Origin of the sequence: Streptomyces sp. NPDC051567, assembly GCF_044454165.1 — a bacterium.
In the GTDB taxonomy this organism is placed as follows: Bacteria; Actinomycetota; Actinomycetes; order Streptomycetales; family Streptomycetaceae; genus Streptomyces.
On record NZ_JBITDK010000018.1, the window covers coordinates 55,169 to 73,223 of the forward strand.

Here is an 18,055-nt window from a genome sequence, read left to right on the forward strand (position 1 = left end):
TGCGCGACGCCGGGCAGGTCAGGCGGGTGGTCCGCCGGCCTTCGCGGTGGGGCGCCAGGGGTGGAGCAGGCTGGCGACGACGGCGCCGGTCCCCGGGAAGGCGGCCGGGTCCTGCAGGCCGACCGTCTCCGGGACCCGGCCGGGACGCCAGGTGAAGCTGCCGAACACGTGGTCCCAGAGCGGCAGGTCCGAGCTGAAGTGACCGGCCTCGGAGAGGTCGGTGCTGTGGTGCAGCCGGTGCTGCTCGGGGCTGACGACGAGGTGGTTGAGCCGGCCGATGCGGACGTCGATGTTCGCGTGGACGAAATATCCCTGGACGAGGACGAACATCCCGACGGCGAAGACCGACTCCCGGGAGAATCCGACGAACGCCAGGGAGAACTGGACGGCGGCCTGGGCGAGGAGTACGTCGAGGACGTGGTTGACGCCGTTGTTGGCGACGTTCACCTTTTCCGGCACGTGGTGCACGCCGTGCAGCCGCCACAGCCAGCGGTTGTGGTGGGACCACCGGTGCACCAGGTATCCGGCCAGGGAGCCGGTGAGCAGGGCCAGCGGGATCTCGGCCCAGAGCGGGAGCGCCGGCCGGGGCGGCGAGAGGGTGGAGACGACGGACGAGACGAGCACCTGGGCCAGCGCGCCCCCCGCCATGGTCAGCAGGAAGTGGGCCGAGTACCAGCCCAGTTCGCGGGGGCTGGGGTGCCAGTCGGGCCGGTGGGGGATCAGCCGTTCCAGTACCGCGAGGTAGGACATGGTCCCGATGAGGAACAACGGGCTGACCCGCCCGGGGTCGTAGGAATGGCGCAGTGTCGCCACGACCGTGGCGACCATGGCCAGGAGCAGCACCGGATAACCGGCCCGGCGCAGGAGCGGGAACCATAGGATCTTCGGATCATGAACGATGTCCCGCCACACCTGGAATCCTCCCGCACCTGTTCTGTCGCCTCCCCGCAGAGATCTTTCGGATGTTAGCGGAATTCGACGGCCACAGGGCCAATCGGCGTGATATCCGAAACAAGTCCGATAAACGACGCGATACTTTTGTCATTTATTCATAATGGATATTTCAGGGCCGAACGGCCGAATATTCGGTCACGCATTCGGCCCTGTATTCGATCGGGTGTTCCGGGGGCGTTCATGGCGGCGGTTCGGCCCCGGCGCCCCGGCGCCCGTGCCTATGGTGGCGTCGACCGCTGCCGCCGCCCGCCGCAGCGCCAACGGGCCTGGAGGTGTCATGTCCTTCACGATCGAGGAAGAGGCTGTCCGCGACCGGCGGCTGCCGCCCCTGCACCGGCTGACCTACGCCGAGGTGGGCCCGCCCCGGCCGACCACCCTGCCGAACGGCACACCCGCCTGGCTGATCACCCGCTACCAGGAGGCCCGGCAGGTGCTGACCGACCCCAGGTTCAGCCGGGCGGAGCTGCTGGCCCCGGACGCCCCGGTACTGGGCGACGCGGCGGACGTGGCCACCAGCCCGGCCTCGATCTTCAACCAGGACGGCGAAGGCCACCGGCGGCTGCGCCGCACCGTGCAGAGCGCCTTCACCCCGCGCGCCGTCGCGGGCTGGGAGCCCTGGGTGGCCTCCGCCGTCGAACAGGTGCTGGACACGATGGAGGCCGCGGGCCCGCCGGCGGACCTGGTCGCCTCGTTCACCCGGCCGCTGCCGTTCGCCGTGACCAGCCGGCTGATGGGTCTGGAAGGGCTGGACGCGGAGCGGCTGGGCCACTGGACCGGGTACGTCCTCGCGGAGGACCGGCCCGCCGAGGAGGTCGCCGCGGTCCTGGAGGAGTTCGCCGGGTTCGCGGCGGGGCTGATCGCCGAGCGGCGGCGCGCGCCCGGGGAGGACCTGGTCGGCCGGCTGGTGCGGGCGGCGGACGAGGACGGCGCCATCCCCGAGGAGCAACTGGTCCACCTGGTCTGCGGCCTGGCGTCGAGCGGCAACGAGAGCACGACCGGAATGCTCGGCAACTCCCTGGTGTACCTGCTGGGGGAACGGCGGGACGCCTGGTCCCGGCTGGCCGACGACGGGGCGGCGGCGCTGGCGACCGAGCGGCTGCTCCACGCCATCCCGCTCGGCGACGAGGAGAGCAGTACCCGCCGGGCCGTCGAGGACGTGGAGATCGGCGGGGTGTCCATCGCGGCCGGCTCGGTCGTCGCCGTCAGCTTCGGCAGCGCCAACCGCGACCGGAGCGTCTTCCCCGGCGAACCCACCGGCGACCTCTTCGCCCCGCTGGAGGCGGCCAGCATGGCCTTCGGCGCGGGTCCGCACCACTGCCTGGGCGCCAGGCTGATCCGGATGGAGATGCGCCTCGCGCTGCGCGGCATCGCCGCCCGGTTCCCGGAGCTGCGGCTCACCGAGCCGGTGGAGTCCATCGCCTGGCAGCTGGGCTCCACCACGCGCAGCCCGGAGCGGCTGGGCGCGGCCTGGTGAGCAGCTGACGGCCCCCCGGCCCGGGGTGACGGACCCGCATCCGGGCCCGGTCCGGCCCAGGCGGCGCGGGCCCTGGCCGGGGGCCGGGCCGGGGGCCGGCCGATAGCTCTGGGTCAGAGGTAAAATGGTGGGGTGTCCACCGATGTGCTGGACGAATCGTTCGCCGACGCCCTCTCCGGTGTCCAGCGGCTGATCCGACGGAGGCTGCGGGACGGGCTCACCGCCCCCGCGCTGCGGGGCGCGCAGATCGAACTGGTGCGCCTGGTGGCCTCGTGCCCCGGAATCCGGGTCCGCGCCGCCGCCGGAAAGCTCCATCTCGCCGGTAACTCGGTGTCCACGCTGGTCAACCAACTGGTGCGGGCGGGATACCTGATCCGCGAGACCGACCCCGCCGACCGCCGCTCCGCGCTCCTGCACGCCACTCCCGCCGCCCTGGCCAGGCTGCGGGACTGGCAGGAGCGGCGCGACGCGCTCGTCCACGCGGAGCTGGCGCGGCTCGGTCACGCCGACCGGGCCGCACTCGCCGCGGCCCTGCCCGCGCTGCGCAGACTTGCCGAGAACCTGGCCGAGGAGGCGCACGACCCATGAGGACCGACCCCGCCCACACCCTGCCGGCCGAGCCCGGCGAGGGCCCACCGCCCCTGCCCGACGCCGTGCTGACCAGCGGTCTCACCTACGCGTTCGGCGAGCGGCGGGCCGTCGACGGGCTCGACCTGGCCGTCGCGCCGGGCGAGGTGTTCGGGCTGCTCGGGCCGAACGGCGCCGGGAAGACCACCGCGATCCGCTGCGTCACCACCCTGCTGCCGGTGCCCGCCGACCGGGTGCGGGTGTTCGGGCACGACGCGGCCAAGGAACGGATGGCCGTCCGCCGGCTGCTCGGCTACGTACCGCAGCAGCTGTCGGCCGACGCCGGGCTGACCGGCCGGGAGAACGTCTCCCTCTTCGCCCGGGTCTTCGACGTCCCGCGCCGCGAGCGCGCCGAGCGGGTGGCCCAGGCGCTGCGGGCGGTCGATCTCACGGACGCCGCCGACCGGCTGGCCAAGACCTACTCCGGCGGCATGATCCGCCGCCTCGAACTCGCCCAGGCCCTGGTCAGCGCGCCCCGGCTGCTGGTCCTGGACGAACCGACGATCGGGCTGGACCCGATCGCCCGCACCAGTGTGTGGGAGCACATCAACGCCGTGCGCCGGGCCACCGGCATGACCGTGCTGGTGACCACGCACTCCATGGACGAGGCCGACCAGTACTGCGACCGGGTCGCGCTGATGCACCGCGGGCGCATCCACGCCCTCGGCACCTCGCACGAGCTGCGCGCCGCGCTGTGGGAGCGGCTCCGGGTGGCCGGTACGGCAGAGGGGGACACCCTGCCGACCCTGGAGGACGTCTTCCGGGACGTGGCCGGCCACGGTCTCGACCGTCAGGGAGGCGACTTCCGTGATGTCCGCAGCACCCGCAGCACCGCGTCCCGTCTCGGCTGAGAAGCAGGCCGACGCGTTCGGACTGCTCCTGGTCCCGCCACAGGCCCGTACCGGCCGGATGGTCCTGCCCTCCCGGGTCGTGGCCTTCTGCGTGGTGGAGCTCCAGAAGCTGCGCCACGACCGCACCGAGCTGTACACCCGGGCCGTGCAGCCCGCCCTGTGGCTGCTGATCTTCGGCGAGACCTTCACCCGGATCAAGGCCATCCCGACCGGCGGCGTCCCGTACATCGACTACCTGGCGCCCGGGATCATCGCCCAGTCCGCGATGTTCATCGCGATCTTCTACGGAATCATGATCATCTGGGAGCGGGACGCGGGCGTCCTCGCGAAACTGCTGGTGACACCCACTCCCCGGTCCGCGCTGATCACCGGCAAGGCGTTCGCGGCGGGTGTCAAGGCGCTGGTCCAGGCGGTGGTGGTGATCGTCATCGCGGCCCTCCTCGGCGTGGCCATGACGTGGAACCCGGTGAGGCTGGCCGGTGTGGCCGTCGCGGTGGTCCTCGGTTCGGCCTTCTTCTCCTGCCTGTCGATGGCCATCGCCGGGATCGTCCTCACCCGTGACCGGCTGATGGGCATCGGCCAGGCCATCACCATGCCGCTGTTCTTCGCCTCCAACGCCCTGTACCCGGTCTCGATCATGCCCGGCTGGCTCCAGGCCGTCAGCCGGGCCAATCCGCTGAGCTACCAGGTCGACGCCCTGCGGGGGCTGCTCCTGGGCACCCCGTCCCATCTGGCGCTGGACTACGGGGTGCTGGCCTTCGCCGCGGCCCTCGGCATCGTCGCGGCCTCGTCGCTGCTGGGACGGCTGGCCCAGTGAGGGCGCGGTGACGGCTCAGCGGGCGAGGCCCTCGACCACCTCGGCGCCGGGGAGTTCGGCGAACAGCTTTCCGGGGGCGAGGAGTTTGCCCCGGCGCAGGCCGCTGCCGACCAGGACGTAGGGCAGGTCCACGACGGCGGAGTCCACCAGCAGCGGCCAGCCGGCGGGGAGGCCGATCGGGGTGATGCCGCCGTACTCCATGCCGGTCAGCTCGACGGCGGTCTCCATCGGCGCGAAGGAGACCTTGCGGGCCCCCAGCCGGCGCCGGACCACGCCGTTGACGTCGGCGCGGGCGGCCGACGGCACCACGCAGGCGGCCAGCGTGGTCCCGCTGCCGCGCCGGGCGGCCACCACCACGCAGTTCGCCGAGCGTTCCAGCAGTTCGGGCCCGTAGTGGGCGACGAAGGCGGCGGTGTCGGCGATCGCCGGATCGGTGTCGATGTAGAGGATCTGGGCGGCCGGGACGCTCCCGCTCCAGCCGCGGATCGCGTCGGCCACCGGCCGGGGCAGCGCGTCGAGGCGGTCGGGGGCGGGGCGGACGTCGTCGAAGGAACCGATGGGGGCGTTCATCCCCGCACCCTAAGGGCCGGGACGTGCGGGGGCGGGGGCGGGGTCAGGCGGAGCGGGCGAGGTCGCCGGGGTCGACGCCGTGGGCGAAGGGCAGGCCGTGGGCGTACCGCTCCACCTCGTCGACGGCCCAGTGCGCCATCCGGGTCAGCTCGTTGCCGAGCGAGCCCGCGAGGTGCGGGGTGAGGAGCACGTTGGGCAGGGTGTAGAGCGGTGATCCGGGCGGTGGCGGCTGCGGGTCTGTGACGTCGAGGACGGCGTGGATGCGGCCCGACTCCAGTTCGGCGACGAGGGCGTCGGTGTCGACGAGGGAGCCGCGGGCGGTGTTGACGAGGGTGGCCCCGTCCGCGAGGAGCCCGAGCCGTCTCGCGTCGAACATGTGCCGGGTCCCGGGGAGTTCGGGCGCGTGGACGCAGACCACGTGGGCGCGCGGGACGAGTTCGTCCAGCGGGAGCGGCTCCACCCCGAGGGCGGCGGCCTCCTGCGGGCCGACGTACGGGTCGTACAGCAGGACGTCGAGGTCGAAGGGGCGCAGCAGCTCGATGACGCGGCGGCCCGTCCGGGAGGCGCCGACGATCCCCACGGTGCGCCGGTAGTTGCCGTGCCCGGCGAAGCCGGGCAGGAGGTCGGGCGCGACCCGGGTGCGGCAGTAGTGGCGGGAGGTCTCCAGTACCCGTTTGTTCGCGAACAGGATCGCGGCGAGGGTGAACTCGGCGACGGCCAGGGCGTTGGCGGTCGCGGCGCAGGAGACGGTGACGCCGCGGGCCCAGACGGCCGGGGTGACATGGCTCTTGACGGAGCCGGCGGCGTGGACGACGGCCTTCAGCGCGGGCAGGCGGTCCAGCGCGTCCTCGTCCAGGAGGGGCGAGCCCCAGTGGGTGAAGAGCAGCTCGGTGGCCGCGAGCAGCCCCGGGTCGGCGGTGCGGTAGTCGGTGACGAGCAGGGCGGTGTCCGCGTCCGCGACGCGGGAGAGCCGTTCCAGGGCGGGCGTGCCGAGCAGGGCGCGGTGGACGGGGGCGCCCATGGCCAGCAGGGTGCGCGGGGTGCCGGGGGCGCTCGGGGGGTACGGGGTGCGCGGCATCGCGCGGCTCCGGGGTCTCGTACGGGACGACGGTCGGACGGGGTGGACGGGTGGGGTGGACGGGGGTGGCGGGACCATCGTTCGGCCGGGGCCGGGCGGGGTCAAGGACGGACGCGCGTGAGAACCGCACCGGCGGTACGGCCGAGGGGCGCCGGGTGCCCGTGGCTCCCGCACCACGGGCACCACAGGCGCCACGGGTCCCTGCCGTCCACGCCCTCTTGTGGGCCGGTGACGGTCTCTTGAGAATGCACATGACAATCGAAGGGTCTTCGGTCACCTTGCCGTCGCCAGTCATCGGAGGGGAACCCCACATGAAGAAGCCTCTCGCCGGAGCACTGCTCTCCCTGCTCCTGCTGGGGGTGACGGCCGCACCGGCCGTCGCCTCGGCGCCCACGGAGAAGGCCGCGCCCGCCGTAGCGGTCGGCTACGCGGGGACGGTCGCGCTCAGCAACTGTTCCGGCGCCGTCGTCCGCGCGCCCGGCTCCCAGCCGGGCGATCCCGCCCTCGTCCTCTCCAACGGGCACTGCCTGGAGACCGGCTTCCCGGCGGCCGGCGAGGTCGTCAGGGACCGGCCCTCGACCCGCTCGTTCTCGCTGCTCAACGCGGCCGGCACCAAGGTCGCGACCCTGCGCGCGAGCAAGGTCTCGTACGCGACGATGACCGACACGGACATCTCCGTCTACCAGCTGACCCGGACCTACGCCCAGATCCAGAGCCAGTACGGCATCGGCGCGCTGACCCTCGACACCGTCCGCCCGGCGCAGGGCTCGTCGATCAGCGTGGTCTCCGGGTACTGGAAGCGGATCTACACCTGCTCCGTGGACGGCTTCTCCTACCGCCTCAAGGAGGGCGACTGGACCTGGAAGGACTCGGTCCGCTACACCCCGGCCTGCAACACCATCGGCGGCACCTCCGGCTCACCGGTGATCGACACGACGACCGGCAAGGTCGTCGCCGTGAACAACACCGGCAACGAGGACGGCGCGCGCTGCACGGTGAACAACCCGTGCGAGGTCGACGAGAACGGCGTGGTCACCGTCCGCCAGGGCATCAACTACGCCCAGCAGACCCACACCCTCGTCCCCTGCATAGGCGCGGGCAGCGTGATCGACCTGAACCGGCCCGGCTGCGCCCTGCCCAGGCCGTAGGCCCCGGCCGCTCCCCCGCGGGCCGTACGCGCCGCCCTCGTCCGGCGCGTACGCTCTGCGAGGAGCACGGCACGACGATGAGGAACAACGATGAGCAGCGATTCCCCGGCCAGGATTCTCCTTGTGGCGAAGGACCGCAGACTGTGGTCGCTGCTGGAGCGCCTGCTCACCGGCACGGGGTTCGCCGTGGTCGACGGGGGCGGCGGCGCGGAGACGGTGGCCCTGCTGGACCGTGACGGCCCGATCGGCCTGCTGATCTGTGAGCGTACGGGGCCGGGGCTGGACGAGGTGGCGCTGTTCGAGGAGATCCGCGCCCACCCCGTTCACCGGCTGCTGCCGATCCTCGCACTGCCCCCGGCGGACCCGGAGTGCACGGTCCAGGCACTGCGGGCGGGCGTCGACGCGTGTCTCGCGAAGCCGTTCCACCCGGCCGAGTTCCTCGCCCAGGTCCGGCGGCTCACCGGCCGGCAGGCGTGAGCGAGGCCGTGCGGCGGGCCGTCCGGTAGGCCCTCGGGGTGGTGCGGGTGAGCCGGCGGAAGTGGCGGCGCAAGCTCTCGGGCGAGCCGAACCCGGCCTGGACGGCGACCTCCTCGGCCGGGCACTCCCCCCGCTCCGCAGGTGGCGGGCCCGGTCCGGCCGGGCCCGCAGGAGGTACTGGAGCGGGCTGAGCCCCGTGTGTTCGCGAAAGCGCCGGTTGAGGGTGCGGACGCTGGTCCGGGCGCGAGCAGCGCGACCACTGACATGCCCGCGACCCTATCCGGCCGGTCGCCACCACCGTCTCCCGGCCGTGCCCGCCCGCCCGCGGGGCCCGTAGGCACCGCCCCGTACGTACGTCGGCCCTGGTGCTGTGAACGGAAAGGTTCACCGGCCCGTGGCGTCCGGCACGGCCACAGCACCGGCCGCGCGCCGGACCTGGTCGCGCGCGTCGATCGTCCGGGCGATCCAGCCGCGGTAGGCGGGCAGGGAGGTCCAGATGCCGGGGCCGGTGGCGCAGTACGGGTCGCTGCCCGTGTCGCCGTCGCCGGAGCTGCGGTACTCGCTGCCGACGCGGACCGTACCGGTCGGGCGGGCCTGCGTCCGCTGGACGCAGTGGCCGGCGGTGATCACCCATTCGGGGTCGATCAGGGCGCCGCCGCAGACGCCGTGGAGGGTGGTCCCGTCGTACTCCATGGTCATCGGGACGGAGACCATGAAGGAGTAACGCTCGCTGGAGTCCTCGCCGTTGACGACGGCTCCGGCGGTGCCGCTCGCCGCCGTGGCGCACAGCACGGTGGCCGCGCCGACCGCCGCCGCTCTCGCCGGCAGACGGCGTACGGTGCGGGCGGGCGCCGTCCCCTGGCGAGGGGCGGGGGCGGAGGCCGGGTGGTTCATGGTGGTGTCCGTTTCCTTCGTGGTCGTCATGTTCCGCACGGCTGGCGGGCGTTGTCCCGCCCGCGCCGTGGGTTCCTCCATCCTCCGCGCGGCAAGTCGGCCGAAAAAACCGGCCGCGGTACCACTCCGGGTTAAATTCTGGCCATGTCAGTGGTCGCGCTCATCGTGTTCGACGGAGTCCCCGCCCCTCACCTCACCACCCCCGGGCTGATGTTCGACGCCGCCTCCCGCAGTTCCTACCACCGTGTCCCCTACGAGCTGCGGATCTGCGCCGCTTCGGGCGCCGGCCAGGTCGCCACCGGGGCTCCCGGGGCGCTGCGGGTCGCCACCCCCTGGGGGCTCGACGGCCTGGCCGGCGCCAAGGCGGTGGTGCTGGCCGGTTCGGAGGGGTTCCGCCGCGACCCGCCGCCCGGGGTGCTCGACGCGGTGCGCGCCGCGGCCGCCCGTGGCAGCCGGGTCCGCGCGATCGGGACGGGCGTGTTCGCCCTCGCGGCCACCGGTCTCCTCGACGGGCGCCGGGCCACCACGGACTGGCGGCACACCGGAGAACTGGCCCTGCGCCATCCCCGTGTCGACGTGGACCTCGGTGACCGGGTCGTGGCGGACGGGCCGTTCCTCACCTCGTCGGGGGTGTTCGGCGGCAAGGACCTCTGTGTGCGCCTGATCGAGGAGGACCATGGCGAGCTGCCCGCGAACGAGGCCGACCGGCAGCTCTTCCTGATGCTCCCGGACCCCTCGGACGTGCTGGGGGCGGGCCGGGGCACGGGCGACGGCCGCGCGTTCGGGGCGACCACGCGCTGGATGGAGGAATGCCTGGACCGCCCGCCGGCCCTCTCCGACATCGCGGCCCACGCGGGTATCAGTGTCCGCAGCCTCAACCGGCGTTTTCGGGCCGACACGGGGATCACCCCGCTCCAGTACCTGCTGCGCGCCCGGGTGCGCAGGGCGCAATGGCTGCTGGAACACTCCGGCACCCCGGTCGATCTCATCGCGGCCCGGACCGGTCTGGGAACGCCCGCCAATCTCCGGCACCATTTCCAGCGTTTCAACGGCACTACCCCGGTTGTCTACCAGGCGGCCTTCCACACCTTGGTCTCCGTGTTCACCACGGAATAGTCAGAGAATGCTTTCTTCGCGGTTCCTGATGATCTGTCCTGTCCAAAAGGGCTGACGGGAAGGGTCTGAGGTGTCACGATGATCCGTGCTTCCACAGCAGTGCCGGGGCGGTGCACCGTACGTGCGGTGACATCGCGCCCGGCAGCCCTACGCCAAGAAGGGGCCGGGACCGACCATGAACGCCACGCCATTCATATCTCCTTTAGACGGCGGCCAGGGCTTGGACGAGGACCAGGTACGGCTCTACTACAGCCGTAAGACCGGAGACATCCTCCACAAGTACGGGCCGGGCCCGCGCGTGCATTTCCACGTAGGGCTTTTCCCGGACGGTGTCCATCCGGGAACCACCGTCCCGCAGAGCGTCCTCAAGGCCCGCATAACCGGGTCGCAGGAGGCGATAGTCGAATACGCGGCCCGGTCCTGGGGCGCGTACGAGAGGCCGCCGCGGCGGGTCCTCGACATCGGCTGCGGTCTGGGCGGGGGCTCCCTGTACTGGGCGCAGCAGCACGGGGCCTCGGTCACGGGTCTGACCGTCGCGGCCGAACACGTTCCGCTGATCGAGCACTTCGCCCGGCAGGCGGGCGTGGGCGACCGGGTCTCCCCCTCGCTGGGGGACGTCCACGAGTTCACCACCGAGCACGCCTTCGACGCCGCGTACGCCAACGAGAGCAGCGGCTACATGGACCGGACCCGGCTCTTCGAGGTCGTCGCGCGGGCGCTGAGGCCCGGCGGGTGGTTCGGCATCCAGGAGCACTTCGTGTGCCGGCCACAGTGGCGGGAGTTCATCGACGGCTACTACCGGACCAGGCTGGGCACCCGGTCGGAGTACCTGAGAGCCGCCGAGGCCGCCGGTCTCCAACTGGCCCGGGACGAGGACGTCACCGACCGGGTGTGCGAGTTCTGGGTGCAGTCGATGGCCTGGAACACCGCCGAGGCCGACCGGATCAGGTCGGGCACCGCACAGGCGGGCTGGACCCGCGAGCGGCTCCAGGAATCGACCGCCGTGCACGGCAAGTTCTTCCGCGTCTGGCGCGACCACGCGGTGGAGACCCGGCTGATGCTCTTCCGGAAGGGGTGCTGAGGATGACCGTGACGGAGCGTCCTTCCCGCATCGGGCGGCCCCTGCCGCCCTTCTACTGCCCTCTCCCCCTGGAGCCGGGGCTCGTCCATCCACGGGCGAAGGAGCTGGAGGAGCGGGCGGTGGAGTGGGTCGACGCGTTCGGCCTCTATCCCGACGCGACCGAGCGGGCCTGGGGCCTGGCGACCCGCAGCGCCGACTTCTCCTGCCGCATCGTCCCCCGGGGGGAGGTGGAACCGCTGCTGCTGTTCATCGAGTGGAACTACTGGGCCAACGCCGTCGACGACTGGCAGGACTCGGGGGCGGCCGAGATACGGACGGCCGCCGTCGCGGATCACGGCGTACGGCTGCTGCGCACCCTGGAGGCGCCCGGCGCGGCCGTGCTGCCCGATGGTCCGATGACGCGGGCCCTGGTGGATCTGGTGACCCGGACCCATGCCGTGCTGACCCCGTTCGAGCTGCGCAGATTCACCGAGGGGACACGGGACTGGCTGCTCGGGGCGGCCTGGGAGGCGGCGAACGCGGAGCGCGGTGCGATGCCGGGTCTCGCGGACTTCGCCGCCATGGGGACGCTGGCGAACGGCACCCGTTTCTCCCTCACCTGGTCGGACGCGGCGAACGGAATCCGGCTCTCGCCCGAGGTGCTGTACGCGCCGCCGCTGCGGGCCCTGACCGAGGCGGCGGGTTTTGTCGTCAGCGCCGACAACGACCTGTTCTCGTACGACAAGGACGACCACGTCGAGCCGTGGGAGGTGAATCTCGTCAATGTCCTCGCCCGGCAGGAGGGCTGCACCCCGCGTGAGGCGGTGCCGCTCGCGGTGGCCCTGCGGGACCGGGTGATGAGCCTGTTCGTGCGGTTGCGGGGGCAGCTGGCGGACGGGGCGGGGGAGCCGCTCGCCCGGCATCTGGAGGCGCTCGGCCACTATGTGGCGGGCAGCATCGCGTGGCAGGACCGGGCGCCCCGCTACGCCGCCCCCCGCAACCGCAACGAACTGCCGTTGCCGCAGGCGCACTTCGCGGTCCGTTTCACCACCACCCCGAGCGACGGCCGCCAGGGGCCGCCGCCGCTGCCCGCGCTGGCCTGGTGGTGGGAGCAGCTGCGCCCCGTGTGAGGTGGTGCGGGAACGCTACGGGGCCCTGCCGCTGCGGCAGGGCCCCGTGGTGGGCGCGGGCTCCTCAGGAGATGCCGAGGAGCCGGCGCCACCAGCTCGGCCGGCGCCTGCGCGCGGGCCCCGGCCGGGCGGGGCGGCCCGGGGACGGGTTCCCGGTGGTGGCCGCGGTCGCGGTGCGGGGCGCGTCCGGGGTGTGGCCGGACGGCTGCGCGTAAGGGTAGGTGTCCGGCTCCTGCACCGCGCGCGGGGCGAACCGTACGGGCAGGGAGAGCAGGTGGCGGGACATCAGCGTGCCGTGCCAGCGCAGTTCGCTGACGTCGATGGCGAGCTGGATGTCGGGCAGGCGGTCGAGCAGCACCTCGATCCCGGTGTCCGCGATGGCCCGGCCGATGTCCTGGCCGGGGCACTCGTGGGGGCCGCTGCTGAAGGCGAGGTGGGAGCGGTTGCCGTGGACGGAGGCCGCGGGGTCGGGCCGGATCTGCGGGTCGACGTTGCCCGCGGCCAGGCCGAGCAGGAGCATGTCCCCGGCCCTGATCTGCTGGCCGCCGAGCCGGGTGTCCCCGGTGGCCCAGCGGCCGAGGATCGTGTTGATCGGCGGGTCGTCCCAGAGCACCTGTTCGAGGGCGTCGGGCAGGGTCATGTGGCCGCCGGAGAGGTTCGCGCGGAACCGCCGGTCGGTCAGGACGGTCCGCAGGGTGTTGGCGATCAGGTTGGCGGTGGTCTCGTAGGCCGCGATCAGGACGACCCGCAGGTGCATGAGCACCTCGGTGTCGGTCAGCTGCGCGGGATGTTCCAGCAGCCAGGAGGCCAGGTCGCGGGCGGGGGCCGTCTTGCGTTCCCGGACCAGCTGTTCCAGGGTCGCGGTGACGTACCGGTCGCTCTCCAGGGCCGTCTCGGTGCCCTGGAGCATGTCGCGGGCCGCCTTGACCAGCCGGGGGCCGTGCTCGTCGGGTGCTCCGGCGAGCTGGGTCATGACCAGCATGGGGAGCTGGTCGGAGAAGGCGGAGACCAGGTCGGCGCGGCCGTCGGCGGCGATCCGGTCGACGAGCTGGTTGGCGAAGCGCGTCACGTAGCGGCGGATGCCGCGCCGGTCGAACCGTTGCAGGGAGTCCATGACGGCGCCGCGCAGCCGTTCGTGGACGGGTCCGTCGGTGAAGTTGCACACCGGCACCCAGGAGACCATGGGGCCCAGCGGGGTGTCGTCCGGGACCCGGCCCTCCTGCTGGTCGCGCCAGCCGCGCGGGTCGCGGGCGAACCGTGAGGGGGTCCGGGCCACGTCGAGGTTCTCGCGGTGGCCGAGGACGAGCCAGGCGCGCAGGTCCCCGTGGACCAGGACCGGGGCGACCGGGCCGTGTTCGGCGCGCAGCCTCTCGTACAGGCCCATGGGGTCCGCCTCCGCCTCCGGGCCGTGGAGGCGGTGCAGGACGCCCTGGGTTCCCAGGGCGTGGGCCGGGCATCCGGGCGGTGGGGTGGGGTGGGTGCTCACAGTGCCTCCGGAGTCGCTGCCTGGCTGTGCAGGTAACGCATGAGGGTCAGCAGGACGTCGCGGGCGGAGTCGCGCCGGCGGGCGTCGCAGACGAGGATCGGGACCGTGGGGGGCAGGTCCAGGGCCTGGCGCAGCTCTTCGAGCGGGTGCGCGGGGGCGTCGGGGAAGGAGTTGACGGCCACGACGAAGGGGACTCCGCGTTCCTCCAGGCGGCCGATGACGTCGAAACTGATCTCCAGTCTGCGGGTGTCGAGGATCACGACGGCGCCGAGCGCCCCTTCGAAGAGCCCGCGCCACAGGAACCAGAAGCGTTCCTGGCCGGGGGTTCCGAAGAGGTAGAGCACGAGTTCGTCGTTGATGCTGATGCGCCCGAAGTCCATGGCCACGGTCGTGGTGGTCTTGCGGGCCACGCCGCGCGTGTCGTCGACCCCGACGCCCGCTCTGGTCATGGTCTCCTCGGTGGTCAGCGGCCGGATCTCGCTGACCGCGCCGACCATGGTGGTCTTCCCGACGCCGAAGCCGCCGACGATGACGACCTTGACGGCGGTGGTGGCCGTCTGGGGGAGTATGTCCTCGCTCCGCGGCCCGACGAGCGGGTCAGAGTTTCTGTAGTCCATCGATCACTGCCTCGATCAGAGCAAGGTCGGGAAGTTTGGCGGCGGGCACGGGCGGGCGTACGAGCACCCGTTTCTCGGCCAGCAGATCACCGACGAGTACGGTCACCACGCTGACCGGGAGGCCGGCGTAGGCGGAGAGCTCGGCCACGGACAGCGGCGCCTGGCACATCCGCAGGATCGCGGCGTGTTCGGGCTGCATCTCGGGTTTGGCGGGCGCTTTGGCGACGACCAGGGTCACGAGGTCGAGCCGGGCGCTGGTGGACGGTTCGCTGCGCCCGCCGGTGATGACGTAGAGCCGTTCGGGGCTGACCTCCTCCCAGCTGGTGGGCGGCTCGGTCACGCGGGCTGCCCGTCATGTCGGGGCGGGCTGCTCAGGTGCTCTCCAATCCGGCTCACCAGGTCGCGCATCTGCGCTCCCATCAGGCCGGCGTCGACGCCCTCGTCGGCCAGGACCGCCAGGTAGGAGCCGGCTCCCGCGGCCATGAGGTAGAAGAATCCGCCGTCCATCTCGATGACGACCAGACGCATCCGGCCCTCGGAGTGGGGCAGTTCGGCGGCGACCGCGCCGGCCAGGCTCTGCAGCCCCGCGCAGGCCGCCGCCAGGCGGTCGGCCGTGTCCGTCTCGGCGCCGAACTGTGCCACGCACAGGCCGTCCGCGGAGAGCACGATCACGTGCCGTGTCTGCGGTACTCCGGCCGCGAGGTCCTTGAGCATCCAGTCCATGCTGCTTCGCTGTTGCATCACTGCTTACGTCCCTTTATTTCGCTGTACCCGACGCGGCGTCGCCGGCCTGGCCGGGTGAACCGGACAGGCCGCTGTGGAATGCCTCCAGCCACAGGCCCGGTCCCGCGTCGGCAGCGGTCTGCGACGCGGCGACGGGCGCGGGCTCGGGGCTGGTGGCACGGTCTTTGCGGCGTCGTTGCGGCAGGCCGGTGGCGGTCCGTTCGGTGACGGCCACGATGTCGTCACCGGCGGCGGGGACGGGCGCGGAGGCGCGTGCGGAGAGGTGGTCCACGGGGTGCTGCCGGGGCACGGGGGCCGTCGCCCTGGGGCCGGAGGAGGCACCGATGCCGTGGGCGAGTCCGGTGGCGGCGGAGGTGGTGGTGATCAAGTCCTGGGGGACGATGAGCACGGCCCGGACCCCGCCGTACGCGGAGGAGCGCAGGGCGATCTGGAATCCGTACGCCTGCGCGAGGCGGCCGACCACGGCGAGGCCGAGCCGCGGGGTCTCCCCCAGGTCGTTGAGGTCGATGCCGGTCTGGGCCTGCGCGAGCATCCGTTCGGCCCGTTTGCGGGCCTCCTCGCTCATGTTGACCCCGCCGTCCTCGATCTCGACGGCGATGCCCGACTGCACCTCGACGGCGGTCAGGTGGACCCTGGTGTGGGGCGGGGAGTAGCGGGTGGCGTTGTCGAGGAGTTCGGCCAGGGCGTGGATGAGGGGTTCGACGGCGGGGCCGACGACGGCGACCTCGGAGACCGAGTGGAGCTCCACCCGCTGGTAGTCGATGATCCGTGACATCGCGCCGCGCAGGACGCTGTAGAGCGGGACGGCGCGGCTCCACTGGCGGCCGGGGCGGGCGCCGCCGAGGACGGAGATGGAGTCGGCGAGGCGGCCGACCAGGGCGGTGCCGTGGTCCAGGCGCAGGAGGTCGCCGAAGACGTCCGGGTTGCGGCCGTGGCGGTCCTCCATCTCCCGCATCTCCTGGGCCTGCTGGTGGACGATGGCCTGGACCCGGCGGGCGATGTTGACGAAGGCGCGCTGGGCGGATTCGCGGAGGTTCTCCTCGGCGTCGACCGCGTCGACGACCCGGGCCACCACGGTCTGCAGGGCGGTCCGGAACTGTGGTGTCACGGCGGGGTCGTTGCCCCAGCGGTTGCCGGGGCCGCCGCGTCCGCCGATCGCGTTCAGCACCTCCTCGGGGAACTCGCCCCGGCGCAGGCGTTCGATGACCTCGGGCAGGACCACGTCGGCGAGGCGGGTGGTCTCGGCCTCCTGCCGGGACAGGGCGTGCCGCAGGGCCGCGATCTCGGCGCGGCGGGCGGCGGCGGCGCGGCGGCGCAGCACGGCGTCGGTGAGGACGGCGCCGGTGCAGGCTCCGCCGAGGACGGTCCACACGGCGCGGGCGGGCGCCTCGGGCGAGACCAGGGCGCCGGCCAGGCAGGTCACGGCCACCACCGCGATCGCGGGCAGCAGCCAGCTTATCCCCGCCTCGGAGTACGAGGCTTCGGGTGGGGAGTTCTCTTGCGCCATCAAGTTCCTCGTGCCATCGATTGAGGGGATCTTTTGATCGATGGGCCGGAGCATAACGGCGGCCAACTCGACAGGTCGGTGGTTTCGTTGGAGTTCATCGAACCGGAGGAACGTATATGCGCCACGGCCCGCCCGGGGTGGGTTTCCGTGTATACCGGCCTGTTCCGGCGGGGTTGTGGCGCAAAGAGGATCACGGGCGGCCGGATCGCGCGGTCACTATTCGTTCGAAATGTTTATCTCAGCCCATTCCGGTTGCCGCGGGCGGCCCGGACTCGCCCGGGGCCGCGGGGACGGCCTGGTTCCGGTTCAGCTTCGCGAGGGCGGGGAGGGCGGGTTCCCGGGGCCCGTCCCCGCGCGGGGTCCCGACCGACCTCTTCTGGAGGCTGTCGAGGATGGTGAGACCCTGTCCGACAAGGCCGGACATGACCTGGCCCAGGCCGTCGGACCCGTTGAGGACGGTCAGCTGGGCGCCGTTCAGCCCCTTCGCCGCCGCCTCCGCGAGCGCGGGAAGCTGCTCGACGATGCGGTTGGCCGAGATCAACTCCTGGTTCCCCTGCCGCAGCGAGGCGGCGAGCAGGTTGTTCGCGTCGGCGCGGGCCTGGGCGACCGTCAGCTCGGTGTAGGCGCGGGCGTCCGCCTCGAACCGGGTGCGGTCGCGGTCGGCCTCGGCGAGGGTGCGCCGGCTGTACGCCTCGGCGTCGGCGGGGCGCCGTACCTCGGCCTCCAGCCGCTGGGCCGCGAGGGCCGCCTGGCGCTGGGCCAGCCCGGTCTGCGCCTCGATGACCTCCTGGGAGGCGCGGGCCTGGGAGAGCGGTCCGGCCTGCGCGGCGAGGGCGTTGCTCTGCTCGGTCTCGGCGAGGAACCCCGCCCGCTTGATGGCGGTGTCCCGCTCGTACTGGGCCTTGAGCGCGGCGGCCTGCTGTTCCCGTTCGGTGGCCTCCTGGTCGGACTTGGCCTGGGCGATGCGGGCCGCGCTGGCGACGGCCGCGGCGTGCGGGGCGGCGAGGTTGGTGATGTAGCCGGAGACGTCGGCGATCTCCTGGATCTGCAGGGCGTCCACGACGATGCCGAGCTTCTCCATCTCGGAGTGGCTGCCCTGTTTGATCTCCTGGGCGACCCGGTCCCGTTCGCGGATGATCTGCTCGACGGTCAGGCCGCCGATGATCGAGCGGAGGTGGCCCGCGAAGATCCGGCCGACGAGCTGTTCCATGCTGGTCTGCTCGTCCAGGAAGCGGCGGGCGGCGTTGGCGATGGAGGTCTGGTCGTCGCCGACCTTGAAGACGGCGACGGCGCGGACGCCGATGCGGATTCCCTGCTGGGTCACGCACTCTTCGGCGATCTCCGCCTCCCGCAGTGACAGGGAGAGCAGGCTCGCCTTCTGCTTGACGGGCATGACCCAGCATCCGTGACCGGTGACGATCCGGAACTGCGAGTCGCCCGCGCGGCGCTTCGAGCCGGATATGAGCAGCGCCTCGTTGGGGGCGGGAACGTGCCAGAACAACATG

19 protein-coding genes are annotated in these 18,055 nt (G+C 72.6%); 9 read left to right on the forward strand and 10 right to left on the reverse strand.

Going from position 1 to position 18,055, the window contains the following annotated elements:
- Positions 1-18: 18 nt before the first annotated feature.
- Positions 19-828 (reverse strand): sterol desaturase family protein, encoded by an 810-nt coding sequence (locus ACIA5F_RS20305; protein ID WP_399354993.1) that lies wholly within the window; start codon positions 826-828, stop codon positions 19-21.
- A 403-nt stretch (positions 829-1,231) separates the two neighbouring features.
- Between ACIA5F_RS20305 and ACIA5F_RS20310 the strand changes: the two genes are divergently transcribed.
- From ACIA5F_RS20310 to ACIA5F_RS20325, 4 genes are all read left to right on the forward strand, one after another.
- Entirely contained in the window at positions 1,232-2,428 is a 1,197-nt protein-coding gene (locus tag ACIA5F_RS20310; protein ID WP_399354842.1) for a cytochrome P450, read from the forward strand.
- A gap of 132 nt (positions 2,429-2,560) precedes the next feature.
- Positions 2,561-3,016 (forward strand): MarR family winged helix-turn-helix transcriptional regulator, encoded by a 456-nt coding sequence (locus ACIA5F_RS20315; RefSeq protein ID WP_399354844.1) that lies wholly within the window; start codon positions 2,561-2,563, stop codon positions 3,014-3,016.
- Positions 3,013-3,906, forward strand: a complete 894-nt coding sequence (locus ACIA5F_RS20320; protein WP_399354845.1) for an ATP-binding cassette domain-containing protein — start codon at positions 3,013-3,015, stop codon at positions 3,904-3,906. The genes ACIA5F_RS20315 and ACIA5F_RS20320 overlap by 4 nt, the downstream gene beginning before the upstream one ends.
- Positions 3,866-4,723: an ABC transporter permease gene (locus ACIA5F_RS20325; RefSeq protein ID WP_399354847.1), complete on the forward strand. Its 858-nt coding sequence runs from the start codon at positions 3,866-3,868 to the stop codon at positions 4,721-4,723. Before ACIA5F_RS20320 ends, ACIA5F_RS20325 begins: the two co-directional genes overlap by 41 nt.
- A 15-nt stretch (positions 4,724-4,738) precedes the next feature.
- Here the strand turns inward: ACIA5F_RS20325 and ACIA5F_RS20330 are convergent, their stop codons facing one another.
- Together ACIA5F_RS20330 and ACIA5F_RS20335 are read right to left on the reverse strand one after the other, a co-directional pair.
- Complete coding sequence (locus ACIA5F_RS20330) at positions 4,739-5,293, reverse strand: YbaK/EbsC family protein (protein WP_399354849.1); 555 nt, start codon at positions 5,291-5,293, stop codon at positions 4,739-4,741.
- 43 nt (positions 5,294-5,336) lie between these two features.
- Positions 5,337-6,371, reverse strand: coding sequence for a hydroxyacid dehydrogenase (locus ACIA5F_RS20335; RefSeq protein WP_399354851.1), 1,035 nt, complete (start codon positions 6,369-6,371; stop codon positions 5,337-5,339).
- Between the two features lie 311 nt (positions 6,372-6,682).
- On the opposite strand from ACIA5F_RS20335, the gene ACIA5F_RS20340 reads away from it, so the two are divergent.
- The gene (locus ACIA5F_RS20340; RefSeq protein ID WP_399354853.1) at positions 6,683-7,519 is read left to right on the forward strand and encodes a serine protease; all 837 of its coding nucleotides are present in this window, start codon (positions 6,683-6,685) and stop codon (positions 7,517-7,519) included.
- A gap of 90 nt (positions 7,520-7,609) precedes the next feature.
- Complete coding sequence (locus ACIA5F_RS20345; RefSeq protein ID WP_399354855.1) at positions 7,610-7,996, forward strand: two-component system response regulator; 387 nt, start codon at positions 7,610-7,612, stop codon at positions 7,994-7,996.
- Positions 7,997-8,380: 384 nt separating this feature from the next.
- On the opposite strand, the gene ACIA5F_RS20350 is transcribed toward ACIA5F_RS20345, so the two are convergent.
- Entirely contained in the window at positions 8,381-8,920 is a 540-nt protein-coding gene (locus tag ACIA5F_RS20350; RefSeq protein ID WP_399354857.1) for a trypsin-like serine protease, read from the reverse strand.
- A 114-nt stretch (positions 8,921-9,034) separates the two neighbouring features.
- Here ACIA5F_RS20350 and ACIA5F_RS20355 point away from each other — a divergent pair, with 114 nt between their 5' ends.
- The 3 genes from ACIA5F_RS20355 (at position 9,035) to ACIA5F_RS20365 (ending at position 12,196) form a co-directional block, all read left to right on the forward strand.
- The gene (locus tag ACIA5F_RS20355; RefSeq protein ID WP_399354859.1) at positions 9,035-10,006 is read left to right on the forward strand and encodes a GlxA family transcriptional regulator; all 972 of its coding nucleotides are present in this window, start codon (positions 9,035-9,037) and stop codon (positions 10,004-10,006) included.
- Between the two features lie 175 nt (positions 10,007-10,181).
- Complete coding sequence (locus tag ACIA5F_RS20360) at positions 10,182-11,087, forward strand: SAM-dependent methyltransferase (RefSeq protein WP_399354861.1); 906 nt, start codon at positions 10,182-10,184, stop codon at positions 11,085-11,087.
- Between the two features lie 2 nt (positions 11,088-11,089).
- The gene (locus tag ACIA5F_RS20365) at positions 11,090-12,196 is read left to right on the forward strand and encodes a hypothetical protein (RefSeq protein WP_399354863.1); all 1,107 of its coding nucleotides are present in this window, start codon (positions 11,090-11,092) and stop codon (positions 12,194-12,196) included.
- 64 nt (positions 12,197-12,260) lie between these two features.
- On the opposite strand, the gene ACIA5F_RS20370 is transcribed toward ACIA5F_RS20365, so the two are convergent.
- The 6 genes from ACIA5F_RS20370 to ACIA5F_RS20395 form a co-directional block, all read right to left on the reverse strand.
- Entirely contained in the window at positions 12,261-13,682 is a 1,422-nt protein-coding gene (locus tag ACIA5F_RS20370; RefSeq protein ID WP_399354865.1) for a cytochrome P450, read from the reverse strand.
- A complete protein-coding gene (locus ACIA5F_RS20375) occupies positions 13,679-14,299 on the reverse strand; it encodes a GTP-binding protein (protein ID WP_399354867.1) in 621 nt (206 codons plus the stop codon). Before ACIA5F_RS20375 ends, ACIA5F_RS20370 begins: the two co-directional genes overlap by 4 nt.
- A complete protein-coding gene (locus tag ACIA5F_RS20380) occupies positions 14,280-14,639 on the reverse strand; it encodes a DUF742 domain-containing protein (protein ID WP_399354869.1) in 360 nt (119 codons plus the stop codon). Before ACIA5F_RS20380 ends, ACIA5F_RS20375 begins: the two co-directional genes overlap by 20 nt.
- The gene (locus ACIA5F_RS20385; RefSeq protein ID WP_399354870.1) at positions 14,636-15,040 is read right to left on the reverse strand and encodes a roadblock/LC7 domain-containing protein; all 405 of its coding nucleotides are present in this window, start codon (positions 15,038-15,040) and stop codon (positions 14,636-14,638) included. The genes ACIA5F_RS20380 and ACIA5F_RS20385 overlap by 4 nt, the downstream gene beginning before the upstream one ends.
- Before the next feature lie 16 nt (positions 15,041-15,056).
- Positions 15,057-16,550 (reverse strand): sensor histidine kinase, encoded by a 1,494-nt coding sequence (locus tag ACIA5F_RS20390; RefSeq protein ID WP_399354872.1) that lies wholly within the window; start codon positions 16,548-16,550, stop codon positions 15,057-15,059.
- Between the two features lie 238 nt (positions 16,551-16,788).
- Positions 16,789-18,054, reverse strand: a complete 1,266-nt coding sequence (locus ACIA5F_RS20395; RefSeq protein WP_399354874.1) for an SPFH domain-containing protein — start codon at positions 18,052-18,054, stop codon at positions 16,789-16,791.
- Between the last annotated feature and the right edge of the window lies 1 nt (position 18,055).